The organism is Legionella pneumophila subsp. fraseri (assembly GCF_000586315.1).
In the GTDB taxonomy this organism is placed as follows: Bacteria; Pseudomonadota; Gammaproteobacteria; order Legionellales; family Legionellaceae; genus Legionella; species Legionella pneumophila_B.
Genome location: NZ_KK074225.1, coordinates 39,902 through 53,396, shown reverse-complemented (window position 1 = coordinate 53,396; position 13,495 = coordinate 39,902). Strand labels below are relative to the sequence as shown.

Below are 13,495 nucleotides of genomic sequence, written 5' to 3'. Positions count from 1 at the left end.
CGCGATTTTCAGAAACTACGTTCAGAAAATCGAGTCAAAATAGCCACGAAGGTAGACATATCAACGACGCCTAATTACTTGATCTACCTGTCACATCAAATAATGTATAAGACAGAGTAACCGTATTCACATTTTTCGGTAAATCCGTATCTAAATGGAATAGTAAAGGCATATTCATTGCCTCATGACCATTTAGCGTTTGTTGAGTAAAACAAAAACATTCCGTTTTTTTTAAATATTTCGCAGCAATCCCCGGCGTCACGCTCGGAATTGCCTGAACTGTCATTGTATGATCTGTTTTATTTTCCGCATAGAATGCCAGCTTTACAATTTCTCCTGGATGCACTTTAATTTTTTTTGTCTTGGGATAGAAGGCCCAAGGCACACCACTGTTATTGGTTGCTACGAATTCAACCAAGACTTCTCTATCTGCTGCAATTTTTGCCTTATCTTCATCATAAGCAACGGCCTCCATTTTGGTTTTGCCATTAATGCCCAGATTCTTGCAAAGGCTATTATAAATAGGGACCAGGGCAAAACCAAAAGCAAACATCCCTAATACTAATAATGTTAATATAGTGAGCAGTTTTTTCTGTTTTTTTTCTTCAATCATCAAACTCCACCTTTATTTAATCTCAGGTGGAGTGCTAAACGTATGGTAAGGTGGTGGAGATGGCAAAGTCCATTCCAATCCATGTGACCCTTCCCAAACCCTGCTCGTCGCTACATCCTTATTAGTGCCTCTTTTTCTTACTGTGGCTACCACATTGTACAGGAACAACAATTGCGACAAACCGAAAGCAAAAGCAGCCACTGTTACAATCATATTAAAATTGGCAAACTGCAAAGCATAGTCAGGGATTCGCCTTGGCATACCAGCTAGCCCCAGAAAATGCATGGGGAAAAAGGTCAAATTAACTGAAATGACAGAAAGCCAAAAATGCCATTTACCCAAACGCTCATTGTACATATGCCCTGTCCACTTGGGTAACCAATAATAAGTCGCTGCTACCAGAGCAAAGATAACGCCGGGCACCAGAACATAATGGAAGTGAGCCACAACAAAATAGCTGTCCTGATATTGAAAATCGGCCGGTACCAGTGCCAACATCAGCCCAGTAAATCCACCGATAGTAAATAAAAACACAAACGCTATGGCAAACAGCATTGGGGTTTCAAAGGTCATGGCTCCTTTGAACATGGTACTCACCCAGTTGAACACCTTGATACCGGTCGGTACCGCAATCAGCATGGTGGTGTACATAAAGAATAGTTCCGCTCCCAGAGGAATTCCCGTGGTGAACATATGGTGAGCCCAAACTATAAAGGATAATACAGCGATGCTCACAGTAGCATAAACCATAAAATGATAACCAAATAATGGTTTACGACTGAAAGTGGGAATGATTTCTGAAATAACCCCAAAAGCTGGCAAGACCAATACATACACTTCAGGGTGACCAAAGAACCAAAACACGTGTTGAAACAGGATAGGGTCTCCTCCACCTGCTGCGTTAAAGAACGAAGTGCCAAAGTGTCTATCAGCTAACATCATAGTGACAGCACCCGCCAGAACAGGCATGATGGCAATCAGAAGGAATGCCGTAATAAGCCAGGTCCACACGAATAAGGGCATCTTCATCAAGGTCATGCCTGGAGCCCTCAAGTTTAAAATCGTGGCTATGATGTTGATTGATCCCATGATTGATGAGAGTCCCATCATATGAATGGAAAAAATCATGAAATCAGTGCTGGGTGGCGCATAAGTTGTAGAGAGCGGCGCGTACATGGTCCAGCCAAAGTTTGGGCCACCACCGGCATGAAACATGGTAGAAAACAACAGACAAAATGCAAACGGTAAAATCCAGAAGCTCCAGTTGTTCAGTCTTGGCAAAGCCATATCGGGAGCGCCTATCATCATGGGAATTTGCCAGTTTGCCATACCGGTAAACGCCGGCATGACGACACCAAACAGCATGACTAACCCATGCAATGTTGTCATTTGGTTAAAGAAATTAGGATCGACAAATCGATGGCCAGGTTGAAATAACTCAAGTCTGATAACCAAAGCCATTGCTCCTGCAACAAAGAAGCTTATCAATGCTAACCATAAATACAGAGTACCTATGTCTTTGTGGTTGGTTGTAAATAGCCACCTTTTGACAAATCCCATAAAGCCTTTGCCTTGTTCGGGACCATGATCTTCATGAGAATCTTCTGAATGCGCTATTGCGTATTTCATTGCAAACCTCCAGCTTTAGCTTTATTAACCATGGTAGGTTTAATATCGGTACCATGTCGCAGTGCCGCAACATCTGCGGGTTGAATTAAATCATTAGTATTATTTCCCCAAGCGTTACGCTCATACGTAACAATTGCTGCTATTTCTTCATCGGTCAGTTGGTCCTTATAAGGCTGCATTGCTGATCCGGGAACCCCATTGAGGAGTAATTCAATGTGACGTGAAATTGGTTTTCCAACGGCAACAGAACTGCCTTTTAGAGGAGGATACATTGGGGGCAAGCCAGTACCATTAGGCTGATGACAAGCTGAGCAAATGAGATCGTATTTTTGCTTGCCAAGCGTCATTAATTCATCACGGCTCATCGTTTTTTGTTCGCGAGGTTTATCTGATTTTTCAGCATAAATATCTTCTACTTTGGTTTGCTCACTAACCCATCGATCGAATTCTTCTTCACTAACCGCTTTCACAACGATAGGCATAAAACCATGATTAATTCCGCAAAGCTCGGCACACTGCCCTCTGTATACACCCGGCTTTTCAATTCTGGCCCATGCCTCATGCATAAATCCGGGGATAGCGTCTCGCTTCACGCCCAGCTCAGGCACCCACCATGAGTGGACTACATCATTCGATGTCACTAAAAATCGAATCTTTTTGTTGACCGGTACTACTAAAGGATTATCTACTTCGAGCAAGTACCACTGATTTTTCTTTTGCTTGTTTTCAATTTGCGCATAGGGTGTTGATAAACTACTGAAGTAACTAATACCCTGATCAAGATACTGGTATTGCCACTTCCACTGGTAGCCGACTACCTTGACAGTCACATCGGACAGCTGCGTATCATCCATGCGGATTAACACTCTGGTTGCCGGAACAGCAAGCCCGACAAGGATTAAAAACGGGATAATAGTCCAGATGATTTCCAATTTAGGATTATCATGAAAATTTGCTGGCTGGTATCCTTTTGATTTTCTGTGATGAATTAAGGAGTAAATCATTACTCCAAAAACAACCACTCCTATTACCGCACAAACAGCCATAGCAACCATATGCAGGTAATACATGTCGTTGCTTAAAGGAGTCACCCCTTTATACATGTTTAACTGCCACTCATCTGCGGCAGCCCACAACGACTGCGCAGAAGTCAAGGCACTAAATAACGCAATTAATTTACAGATATTTAACCTGTTTAACATCCCAATCCCTCATCTCTTCAAGTAGCCGGGAAACCGACTAAAGTTTAAGCTAGTTCACTTATTCTCATTTTGCTGGTAACCCTACCACAAAGAATAATTACCCTCTGTTTTAGATTGACTGACCATGTATTTGATCGCTTCTATCACCTCATCTGTCGAACAATGTTTACAACCACCATTCGGTAAATGATTTTTTCCTCTAATCGTGTTTTCGATCAAAACATCCATATTTTGCGCTATCAATGGCTTCCAAATCGCTTTATCACCTATTTTAGGAGCTCCCAATTTACCTTCGTTATGGCAAACAGCACAATTTTCATTGTAGATAGCCTTTCCGCTGGCAGGGTATTTTTTAACACCGCCAGACGCCAAATCTTGCCACTGAGACCGGGTCAATGAGGCATTGAGCAAATAATCGACTGCCGAAATAATGTCGTTGTCAGAACAAGTCACACAAGCGCCCTTAACCGGCATTTGGTTATAGCCATAAATGGCATGTCGATATAAGCCAGTCAAACCGCTGCTTTTCAGGCGCATGTACCAGCTGGCTGAGTCACCAATCACTGGAGCACCCATTTTATTGTCCTGATGACAAATCAGACAGGCCTTCAAATAAACTTGTCTTCCACGCGCAATGGTAGGAGGCATGTCAGAAGGAGAAACTCCCAGGTATTCTTCACTCTCGACCGTTTTAAGATAAGTTGCAATAGCCAATCTGTCTGCTTCAGTCAAGTGACTCAAGCTATTATGATTCACTTCAGCCATAGGACCAGCTACAGGACCTGCTTTGTTAATTAATTCACCAGCCTTAAATACATCGGCCACCTCTTGATGGGTCGCTGATTCCAATCCATACTTGGTGATGTTGGGAGCCCAATATCCATCGATAAAACTACCGGTTAAATAATATCTGTTTTTTGCTGATCCAAATACGTTCATGGGGGTATGGCACATGCTGCAATGCCCCAAAGTATCGACTATATACCTTCCACGATTCCATTCAGGGGATTTATCCGGATCATATTCAATAGAATTTTCTTCAGGGAAGAAAAACAGTAAATTCCATCCCCACAGAGCAAAACGTGCTCCGGGAACACCAAAAGGAAATGGCAAGGATTTGTTCTTTAATTTAACAGGAGGAATGCTCATGAAATATGCATACAAAGCACGAGCATCATCGTCTGTTATCTTGGAAAAATAAACATACGGGAATACTGGAAAATAATTTCTGCCTTTAGGATCACGGCCATCCTTAAGGGCTCGAATGAAATCTTTTTCTGTCCAATTTCCTATACCCGTTTCCTTATCAGGAGTAATGTTAGGGCTATAGAACAAACCAAAAGGAGTATTAATAGGCAAACCGCCAGCAAAAGCGGGAGTACCCCCTTCAACGTCGGTATGGCAGGCAATGCAATCGCCCATCTTTGCCAAGTATTCACCACGTTTAATCAACTCTGCCTGCTCACCAGTAGCTGGTTTGGTAGGAGGATATTTGGGATAAAAGGGATTCATGATTTGCTCTACGGGAGAAAACAAATCTTTCTCTGTTTCTACTTTTTCTGCTTGTACTTTTTCGGTCTGTACTTTTTCAGTTTGTAACTTTTCATCCTGTACCGATTCAGCTTGTACAGATTGCCCTGCAATACCCAGTGCAACAACTAACGCCGCAATAATTGATTTTTTTATAATCAAAGAGCCCACGCTCCCTCCTATTTGTTCTTATTTTTCACGACTCTCATGAGGAGACAGAATAATTGTCGCATTGTATACTCCTCACTTAGCAAGTTGCAACGTTATTCGACCGTTTAAGTTACGCTCTATGTAAAAAATTATAAATTTTTTTAACAATAATTATCTTCCCACATAACCTGAATTACGCCTTACAATCCTTCCTAAAAATTTCATCATTTCCGATATCTTGCGGACAGGCTTGACAGTACTCATTCACGCAGGATTATTGACACGTTCACCCAGGATTGACGCAACAAGGACACGCAATTTTAGTGACTTAACTGATTTATTATCATCACTCTACTAACAGAATAAATACATCACTGATATAATCCTCTGATTTCCAATATAGAGGTAATTATCGTGTCTTTCAAACCTGCCGTAGAATTAGTCAAATTGCAGCAAAATAATAGGGAAGTGACTGTAATTGATGGCCAAAAAATACTGATTATCTGGCATGATAATCAAGTTCATGCCATCCAATCGCAGTGCCCTCACTTAAAATTACCTCTCGCCAAAGGAAAGATTACGGAATCCTGTTCTATCATTTGCCCTTTTCATAAAAGCGAATTTGATTTAAAAACAGGCGAAGCGAAATGCTGGTCCCCTTGGCCTCCTGTTGTTGGCAATCTTTTAGGTAAAGTGTCCTCCAGAAAAAATTTAAAAATATACCCAACCCAGATAGAAAATGGACAAGTATTGGTGGATGTGGGTTAATCGATTTTGCAACTCGGCAGCACCTTTAAGTAATATAGAATTGGGGCTGATAAGGAGAATTTAAAGTGAAAATATTTAATGCCATGTTCTCCAAGGTCAATGGGGGGTTGGAACAAGTATTTTTAAATTATATCCCTGCTTTAAGTTCTCAAGGCAATCAGGTCATTCCAATCATTCACCCCAAAGCAGAAATAAAGAACAGTTGCCCCAAGGACCATTTGATAACTGTGCATAATTTCAACCAACATGATTTTTTTGCGATTCATCGATTAAAAAAATTAATCCAAATCCATCAACCGGATTGCATCATTACCCATAGTTACAGAGCAGCTTATCTATTCAAAAAAACCAGGACCAAAGTTCCCAAGATTGCCGTATGCCACGTCAAAGGCCATTATGACTTTGGTACTGATGCGATCATTGCACTCACAGAACAAATGCGTCAGGACATTATCAATTCAGGGATAGAGGAACATCGGGTATTTACTATTCCAAATCTGATTCATATTCCAGACCAGATTCAATACAGGGAGCCAAGAAATAACCAGATCCCGACAATTGGTGTTTGTGCCCGGTTTGCTGCAATTAAAGGGGTTGATGTCTTTATAAACGCTTTGGCGGAACTAAAAAGGAGAGGCATCGTTTTTCAAGCAAAAATTGCTGGTGACGGTAAAGAAAAGGAACAATATATTAAATTAATTCGTCATCATGGTTTGGATAATGAAATCACCTTACTGGGATGGATTGAGGACAGAGAATCATTTTATCAAAGCATTGATATTTTCTGTTTACCTTCCCGGGAAGAATCTTTTGGTTTGGTCATCCTGGAAAGCATGATGCACTCCTTGCCCATGGTTCTCACTCGTTTATCAGGGCCACTTGAAATTGCAGGTGACTCAGGTTGTGCTCTTTTTGTTCCCCCCGAAGATCCTGTCAGCATGGCTGATGGGTTGGAACGTCTCTTGCGAGATAAAGATCTGTCAAGACAACTTGCGCTCAAAGCGTTTCAGAGAGTGCAACATTACTCCAGCACAAAAGTCGCTCCAATTTTGCATAAAGTTTTGGAGAAAATATGTGACATCAATCAATAATAAAACATCTTGCACAATATTATGATATAATCGCCTTTTTTTACTGTCCTGAATGCAATCATGTTGATTTATTTTAATGGATTACTCTTAGGGTTATCTTTGATAATGGCTTTAGGCCCGCAAAATGTCTTTCTGATCAAACAAGGTGCGCGAAAAAATCATGCCGCTCTCTCGGCCGTCATTTGCTTTTTCTGTGACGTCATTTTAGTGTGCGGTAGTGTCGCTGGATTACATCATTTGCTTTTGGCTCATCCGAACTTACAAGTCTGGATGATATGGTTAGGCTCTGCCTTTTTGATTTATTATGCAATAAAAAACTTAAGAAGCGCATTGTCTAAAAACAAACAAACCGTTGGGGAAACGCATCAACCCCATACAAGAATGCAAATCATTTTATTTGCCTTGGGATTTAGCCTGCTTAATCCTCACGCCATTATAGATACCCTGGTGATTGTGGGTAGCGGCAGCAGTCAATATCCTGACCATAAACTGGCTTTTTTAGCAGGGGTAATTTCTGCCAGCATGATTTGGTTTAGTTCATTAACGATGACTACTCGTTATTTTTCAAACCTATTAACCCAAAATAAAGTATGGCAAAAAATAGAGTTACTTAGCGGTATTTTAATGGCTTATATTGCGATGAAATTAATTACAAGCAGCTTATAGATTAAGCCATAGAGAGCTCTTGTCAGGATTTCAGGATAATAGAAAGGGCCAATCAGTGTGTCGCCAATTGACCCAGTGGAATGACACATAGCAAGTCCAACCTCGCAAAATAAATATCTCATACTCCACTGATTAATGTCAACATTTTTACCATATTTGCACATCAACATTGTTGTTACTTTTTTATTCAGTTAAAATAGATCATTTCATATCAATCGGGCCATTATGTTTTACGGCGATACAGTACAAGAAACTCGACAGCTATTTTTTATCAGTTGGAATAAGTACCAGAATAAAAAAGAGCTTTCTCCATTGGAAAAAGAAATTGCCCAAGTGATTCTTGACCATCCGGAATACCATAAAGTCATTGAACAAAGTCAGTCTTTTCCTGAACATACTTATTATCCCGAATTAGGTGAAACCAATCCCTTTCTTCATATGGGACTTCACCTTGCCGTTCGCGAACAAATTACGACCGATAGACCACAAGGTATACGTACTATTTACACTAAATTAATAGAAAAATACCAGGATCACTTAGCTGTTGAACATTTAATTATGGATCAACTGGCAGAATGTTTATGGCTTTCACAAAAAAATAATTGCCCGCCAGATGAAAACAATTATTTAATTACCTTGCAAAATTTGTAGCTTGCATCCTTGATATACGTCCTGTTTTCATCTGTACATGGATAAAAAAAAGTATACAATTTTTAACTGGGTATCTTAATGATTATCGGTTAAGATGAACACTTTAAGGCTATTACCAGGCAAATATGACGAATCAGAAACAAACCACCCATTTTGGTTTTGAATCAATAGACTGGAATGAGAAGGAAAGGAAAGTAGCGGAAGTATTTCATTCTGTTGCTAAAAATTATGATCGTATGAATGATCTGATGTCCTTGGGGATTCATCACCTCTGGAAACGCTATACTATTGAATTAAGCCACGTTCGACCTGGGCAGACCGTATTGGATTTGGCCGGTGGCAGCGGCGATTTAACCCGATTATTATCGCAAAAAGTGGGTGACTCCGGACAGGTTATACTTGCTGACATCAACTCAGCCATGCTTCATGTTGGACGCGATCGCCTGCTTGATGAGGGATTATTTAAAAACATTCGGTATGTTCAGGGTAATGCTCAATGCCTCCCTTTTGCGAATAACAGCTTTCATTGTATAACAATGGGGTTTGGGCTTAGAAATGTGACTGATAAAGACGAAGCACTGCATTCCATGTATAGAGTATGCAAACCCGGGGGAAAGTTAATGGTGCTTGAATTTTCAACACCCGTTTTTCCAGGACTTAAGCCCGTTTATGATTGGTATTCATTTAACATTTTGCCAAAAATTGGAAAATTTGTTGCTAACGATGAAAGCAGCTACCAATACCTTGCGGAATCAATCAGAATGCACCCTGATCAGGAAACACTAAAAGCGATGATTGAACGGGCTGGATTTGAGGATTGTCATTATCACAATTTAAGTGGCGGTATAGTCGCTCTGCATATTGCCTACAAATATTGAGTTGATCATGTTAAAAGAATACTCGCTGAAAGCATTACAAACAGCCATTAATACAGCAATGAAGCTCGATGAGCTGATGCCCCAAAAACTTCAAAAACTTGATGGCAAAACCCTTGAAATGGTCATTACCCCTTTAAATGTTAATTTTTACATTCGGTTTAAAGAGGGTGAAATGCAATTGCTCCATCGTATTGATGGGCGTCCTGATACCATCATTCACAGTAATCCCATGGGATTGATTCGCTTGAGCTTATTACCCGCATCGAAAGCCCGCTCTTTATTTAATGACAAGATACGCATTTCAGGCGACATTGAATTGGGACAACATGTAAAGAAACTATTTGACGAAATAGATATTGATTGGGAAGGGCACCTGGCTCACTTCACGGGTGATGTGGTGGCTCATCAAATTGGCTCCTTTGTACGTAAAGGACTGGAATTTAAAAATCAATTCAACACCTCCATGCAGCAAAACATCACCGAATTTCTTCAGGAAGAATTACGCATTTTTCCTTCAAGAAATGAATTGGAAGATTTTTTTGCCGAAGTTGATGAATTAGTATTAAGTGTTGATCGCCTTCAAGCCCATATCAATAATTTAATGAGCGATGATGAAGGCAATTAAACGATTGGATGATTTTATTCAGGATCCGGATGGATTATCATTGCATATTGAGCGGCTGGAAGCTCGAAATCAACAACTGATGAGCTGTTATGAAATCAATTAAGCAACTTATTCGTCTTATACATATCAATTATATTTTAGCCAAAAATGGTCTCGATAATGTTGTTGTGTCTATCAAACTGTTTGCTCCTTTACGTTTTATAATTTATTTAAACCCATGGAACTGGCTTCGCAAAGAGAAATTAACGCGTGGTGAAGCGCTGCGCAAATCGCTGGAGGAACTCGGCCCCATCTTCATTAAATTCGGACAAGCCCTTTCCACACGCCCCGACATCCTTCCTGAGGACATCGCAAAAGAATTAAGTAAACTGCAAGACAAAGTTCCTCCTTTCCCCAGCCATGTCGCCATGACTATCATTGAACAGGCATATAAAAAATCGGCCTATGATGTTTTTGCCCAATTTGATCCGGTCGCCCTTGCCTCCGCGTCCATGGCACAAGTGCATGCGGCGACTCTGAAGACAGGGGAAAATGTGGTTGTAAAAATACTCAGGCCCAATATGCGCCGGATTATCGAACAAGATTTAAGTATTATGTATACCATCGCCACTTTGGCAGACCGCTATTGGCCTGAGGGAAAACGCTTCAAACCCAAAGAGATAGTCAAGGAGTTTGAGCATACCTTACTGGATGAACTGGATTTAATGAGAGAGGCGGCAAATGCCGCTCAATTACGAAGAAATTTCAATCAATCTCCAATGTTATATATACCTGAAATCCATTGGGACTATTGCCATAACAATATCCTGGTCATTGAGCGCATTCATGGCATACCCGTCACTGACATAGCCAGTCTCAGGGATCACGGCATCGATATTAAAAAACTGGCCGAGCGTGGGGTGGAAATTTTCTTTACTCAAGTCTTCCGTGACTGCTTTTTTCACGCAGACATGCACCCGGGAAACATTTTTGTCTCCTACCAAAACCCCAAAGATCCCCAGTACATCTGTGTTGATTTTGGCATCATTGGGACTTTGACAGACAATGACAAGCGCTATCTGGCTGAAAACCTGGTTGCTTTTTTTAACCGCGACTATAAGCGCGTAGCCGAATTACATGTGGAATCCGGATGGGTGGCGCGGGATACCCCTGTTGCAGAATTTGAAAGCAGTATAAGAACCGTATGCGAACCTATTTTTGAAAAGCCATTAAAAGACATTTCTTTTGGGCAAGTGGTTTTCCGTTTATTCCAGGTCGCCAGAAGATTTCATATGGAAGTGCAACCCCAACTGATTTTGCTGCAAAAAACCCTGTTGGCAATAGAAGGTTTGGGCAGGCAACTCTATCCTGAATTGGATTTATGGGCTACAGCAAAACCATTCCTTGAAAAATGGGTACGAGAACAAATGGGGCCTAAAGCATTCATTAAACGTTTAAAGCAAAATCTGCCATTTTTTACTGAGCAACTTCCCCATATGCCTAAACTGATTTTTGATATACTGGAGATGAAAAAGGATCAGTTATTAACAGTCAATGAACTCACACGCTTGCAATCTGAAAATAAAAATCAGACTATCCAATGGAAAAGCTTGGGTCTGGGTGTCTTTTTCTCATTTTTATCATTAGGCGTCATTAGCTATTTTGATTTGCTGGATTATAATCATCTCACAACCATCACAATAGCTGGTTCTGTTTTAGCTGGAATTTTTGTACTCATCAACCGCAAGATAAGGAACTAACATGGGATTAAGTGGAATAAGTCCGTTATCACTCTTATTAATTCTAGCCATTATTGTGGCCTTGTTTGGCACATCTAAATTAAAAACAATAGGCTCTGACCTTGGAGAAGCCATCAAGAATTTCCGCAAAGCCATGAATAGTGAGGAAACGAACGACACTCAAAAAGACGATCATAAACCATCATGAGTCTTGGTGAGTTATTACTTATTTTCATTGTTGCTATCGTTGTGTTTGGGCCAGCAAAACTTCCAATGCTGGCAACCCACCTTGGTCAGTTTATGCGAAAAGTCAATCAATTAAAAGAACATACTTCCTCATTTTGGCAGCAACAACTCAATGAAGTTCAACTGCATGAAAACCAACGTAAGGCAGAAAAGGCTGATCTGCACTATCAACAGACAGACCCTGAAAATAAAAATTCTGATAACACGGAAAATATACGCCCGAGCTAAATCAATAAGTGCTTGTTTGATTTAACTCGAACAAAAGAGTACTTATTCACCCTGTTGGTTTGGTGAAGTTGTAGTATCTGTTTGATTAGGTTGTACTTCAACCGATTGGATATTGGCCAGATTCTGTTGCAATTTATCAAGATCGGCTTGAGCGGCATAAACTTGAATTTGTGAATCATCTTGAAAAGTGATAACCCCTTTCACCAGATTATGCTCTGTCATCCATTGTGTATCATCAGCGAATAGTGGCGTTGAAAATGCCAAAACGATTGCCAATACTGATGAATTGACTAATATTTTCATAATGCACTCCTTGCATACACCTACATCCGTTATGCACTTAAAAAAAGGTACACTATAAATTATAGGCTATTTTGTTATTAAAATGATTTTCATAGAATCGTAACATTTTCATAGAGTCGTATGTCGTAACTCCATGAATCTGCCCCAAAGACATGCCGCACAATTGAATAACAGACAAACATTTCATATAATAAAAATACAAAATGATTGGAGTTTTTTATATGGCCTTTACCAAATCAGAAACAACCGTCGATAAATTTTCTTTAGACGACTTACCTCCATTTTCCGCACACGATTTGGAAATGGCCTTTAGCTTAAAGAAAAAATATCGGGAATCAAAGAAATCAGGTTATCCATTTACCGGTTTTGTCTGTGATTATGAACGCCGTGAAAAGCTTTATGATTTTATTTACGGCAGTTGCCATTCACCCAAATTATTTGAAAACAATTTTAAAGTACAAATTGCCTATCTGGATAGAGAAAAATCCGGCGTACGCCATTGGTCACTCATTGAATTACAATATTCCATTGAAAAAGGCAATAATACTTTAAAAATCCTGGTACTTGACAGCCTGGGGCCACAATTATCCTATAACACGGCACAAGTATTGGCGAATGAAGTTGGATTTGAAGATTTGCTTGAGAAAATTGACGATCTTTCAATAAAAGTCTACATCCCAGATGTCAAATTACAACACTCACGCGCCGGGTGCGCCACGTTTACCATGGATTGCGCGAGCATGTTATCTACCCAGGATAAATATGAAAATATTTATGAGTTTATGGATAAACAGCCAGACGCCGGCAGCACAGTAAAAGTTGCAAAACTTGAGGATGATTTTCCGGTGCATTGTGCCAGCTTGCCCCCTCGAATATTACGCGGCGCACAAAGCCGAGCCATCATCACAGATGATAAAGTCCTGAATTCTACCCCATTTATTAATTCTAAAAAGGAAACTTTCAGGCAATCTATTCTAAAGCATTGCAGTTTTTTTGAAGACCAACCCCAAACACCAGAAAACATCAAGCGCAATGAAAGAATCATGAAGAAAGCCATCAAGTGGCGAAACGCCATAGACCTGGAAATGAAGAGAAGCAGTTCAGAAGAGCTTGAAAACACTTGTACAATCGATGATCTCGAAGAATATGCCAGTAGCGACCTGCCTTCCAAATCAGTACATCTGTGATGAGATTAAA

At 40.3% G+C, this 13,495-nt stretch carries 15 protein-coding genes; 10 read left to right on the top strand and 5 right to left on the bottom strand.

Annotated features, from left to right (window positions below):
- Positions 1 to 70: 70 nt before the first annotated feature.
- From CC34_RS0111845 to CC34_RS0111830, 4 genes are all read right to left on the bottom strand, one after another.
- Entirely contained in the window at positions 71 to 613 is a 543-nt protein-coding gene (locus tag CC34_RS0111845) for a cytochrome c oxidase assembly protein (protein ID WP_011216728.1), read from the bottom strand.
- 12 nt (positions 614 to 625) lie between these two features.
- Positions 626 to 2,242 (bottom strand): cytochrome c oxidase subunit I, encoded by a 1,617-nt coding sequence (gene ctaD / locus CC34_RS0111840; protein ID WP_027228705.1) that lies wholly within the window; start codon positions 2,240 to 2,242, stop codon positions 626 to 628.
- A complete protein-coding gene (gene coxB, locus CC34_RS0111835) occupies positions 2,239 to 3,444 on the bottom strand; it encodes a cytochrome c oxidase subunit II (RefSeq protein ID WP_028379546.1) in 1,206 nt (401 codons plus the stop codon). Before coxB ends, ctaD begins: the two co-directional genes overlap by 4 nt.
- An 81-nt stretch (positions 3,445 to 3,525) precedes the next feature.
- Positions 3,526 to 5,145, bottom strand: coding sequence for a c-type cytochrome (locus CC34_RS0111830; RefSeq protein WP_027228703.1), 1,620 nt, complete (start codon positions 5,143 to 5,145; stop codon positions 3,526 to 3,528).
- A 393-nt stretch (positions 5,146 to 5,538) separates the two neighbouring features.
- Here CC34_RS0111830 and CC34_RS0111825 point away from each other — a divergent pair, with 393 nt between their 5' ends.
- The 9 genes from CC34_RS0111825 (at position 5,539) to CC34_RS0111780 (ending at position 11,995) form a co-directional block, all read left to right on the top strand.
- Positions 5,539 to 5,892 carry a Rieske (2Fe-2S) protein gene (locus CC34_RS0111825; RefSeq protein ID WP_027228702.1) on the top strand — a complete coding sequence of 118 codons (354 nt, stop codon included), beginning with the start codon at positions 5,539 to 5,541 and terminating at the stop codon, positions 5,890 to 5,892.
- 65 nt (positions 5,893 to 5,957) lie between these two features.
- Positions 5,958 to 6,983, top strand: coding sequence for a glycosyltransferase family 4 protein (locus CC34_RS0111820; protein WP_027228701.1), 1,026 nt, complete (start codon positions 5,958 to 5,960; stop codon positions 6,981 to 6,983).
- 60 nt (positions 6,984 to 7,043) lie between these two features.
- Positions 7,044 to 7,649 carry a LysE/ArgO family amino acid transporter gene (locus tag CC34_RS0111815; protein WP_011216733.1) on the top strand — a complete coding sequence of 202 codons (606 nt, stop codon included), beginning with the start codon at positions 7,044 to 7,046 and terminating at the stop codon, positions 7,647 to 7,649.
- A gap of 225 nt (positions 7,650 to 7,874) precedes the next feature.
- On the top strand, positions 7,875 to 8,300 hold the full coding sequence (locus CC34_RS0111810; protein WP_028379545.1) for a DUF1841 family protein: 426 nt from the start codon (positions 7,875 to 7,877) through the stop codon (positions 8,298 to 8,300).
- 125 nt (positions 8,301 to 8,425) lie between these two features.
- Positions 8,426 to 9,178, top strand: coding sequence for a bifunctional demethylmenaquinone methyltransferase/2-methoxy-6-polyprenyl-1,4-benzoquinol methylase UbiE (ubiE, locus tag CC34_RS0111805; protein ID WP_028379544.1), 753 nt, complete (start codon positions 8,426 to 8,428; stop codon positions 9,176 to 9,178).
- 7 nt (positions 9,179 to 9,185) lie between these two features.
- Positions 9,186 to 9,803 carry a ubiquinone biosynthesis accessory factor UbiJ gene (locus CC34_RS0111800; protein ID WP_027228695.1) on the top strand — a complete coding sequence of 206 codons (618 nt, stop codon included), beginning with the start codon at positions 9,186 to 9,188 and terminating at the stop codon, positions 9,801 to 9,803.
- 89 nt (positions 9,804 to 9,892) lie between these two features.
- On the top strand, positions 9,893 to 11,542 hold the full coding sequence (ubiB, locus tag CC34_RS0111790; RefSeq protein ID WP_028379543.1) for a ubiquinone biosynthesis regulatory protein kinase UbiB: 1,650 nt from the start codon (positions 9,893 to 9,895) through the stop codon (positions 11,540 to 11,542).
- Position 11,543: 1 nt separating this feature from the next.
- Positions 11,544 to 11,729, top strand: coding sequence for a twin-arginine translocase TatA/TatE family subunit (gene tatA / locus CC34_RS0111785; RefSeq protein ID WP_011216738.1), 186 nt, complete (start codon positions 11,544 to 11,546; stop codon positions 11,727 to 11,729).
- Positions 11,726 to 11,995, top strand: a complete 270-nt coding sequence (locus CC34_RS0111780) for a Sec-independent protein translocase subunit TatA/TatB (protein ID WP_027228693.1) — start codon at positions 11,726 to 11,728, stop codon at positions 11,993 to 11,995. Before tatA ends, CC34_RS0111780 begins: the two co-directional genes overlap by 4 nt.
- Positions 11,996 to 12,037: 42 nt before the next feature.
- On the opposite strand, the gene CC34_RS0111775 is transcribed toward CC34_RS0111780, so the two are convergent.
- Positions 12,038 to 12,298 carry a hypothetical protein gene (locus CC34_RS0111775; RefSeq protein ID WP_028379542.1) on the bottom strand — a complete coding sequence of 87 codons (261 nt, stop codon included), beginning with the start codon at positions 12,296 to 12,298 and terminating at the stop codon, positions 12,038 to 12,040.
- Positions 12,299 to 12,519: 221 nt separating this feature from the next.
- Between CC34_RS0111775 and CC34_RS0111770 the strand changes: the two genes are divergently transcribed.
- Positions 12,520 to 13,485, top strand: coding sequence for a YopJ family acetyltransferase (locus CC34_RS0111770; RefSeq protein WP_028379541.1), 966 nt, complete (start codon positions 12,520 to 12,522; stop codon positions 13,483 to 13,485).
- Positions 13,486 to 13,495: the final 10 nt, after the last annotated feature.

What these genes read in the sequence shown, in the direction of transcription:
- CC34_RS0111775 (WP_028379542.1), bottom strand. Translation starts at nt 12,298, where the DNA reads ATGAAAATATTAGTCAATTCATCAGTATTGGCAATCGTTTTGGCATTT.
- CC34_RS0111780 (WP_027228693.1), top strand. Translation starts at nt 11,726, where the DNA reads ATGAGTCTTGGTGAGTTATTACTTATTTTCATTGTTGCTATCGTTGTG.
- tatA (WP_011216738.1), top strand. Translation starts at nt 11,544, where the DNA reads ATGGGATTAAGTGGAATAAGTCCGTTATCACTCTTATTAATTCTAGCC.
- CC34_RS0111815 (WP_011216733.1), top strand. Translation starts at nt 7,044, where the DNA reads ATGTTGATTTATTTTAATGGATTACTCTTAGGGTTATCTTTGATAATG.
- ctaD (WP_027228705.1), bottom strand. Translation starts at nt 2,242, where the DNA reads ATGAAATACGCAATAGCGCATTCAGAAGATTCTCATGAAGATCATGGT.
- CC34_RS0111800 (WP_027228695.1), top strand. Translation starts at nt 9,186, where the DNA reads ATGTTAAAAGAATACTCGCTGAAAGCATTACAAACAGCCATTAATACA.
- ubiB (WP_028379543.1), top strand. Translation starts at nt 9,893, where the DNA reads ATGAAATCAATTAAGCAACTTATTCGTCTTATACATATCAATTATATT.
- CC34_RS0111770 (WP_028379541.1), top strand. Translation starts at nt 12,520, where the DNA reads ATGGCCTTTACCAAATCAGAAACAACCGTCGATAAATTTTCTTTAGAC.
- CC34_RS0111845 (WP_011216728.1), bottom strand. Translation starts at nt 613, where the DNA reads ATGATTGAAGAAAAAAAACAGAAAAAACTGCTCACTATATTAACATTA.
- ubiE (WP_028379544.1), top strand. Translation starts at nt 8,426, where the DNA reads ATGACGAATCAGAAACAAACCACCCATTTTGGTTTTGAATCAATAGAC.
- coxB (WP_028379546.1), bottom strand. Translation starts at nt 3,444, where the DNA reads ATGTTAAACAGGTTAAATATCTGTAAATTAATTGCGTTATTTAGTGCC.
- CC34_RS0111810 (WP_028379545.1), top strand. Translation starts at nt 7,875, where the DNA reads ATGTTTTACGGCGATACAGTACAAGAAACTCGACAGCTATTTTTTATC.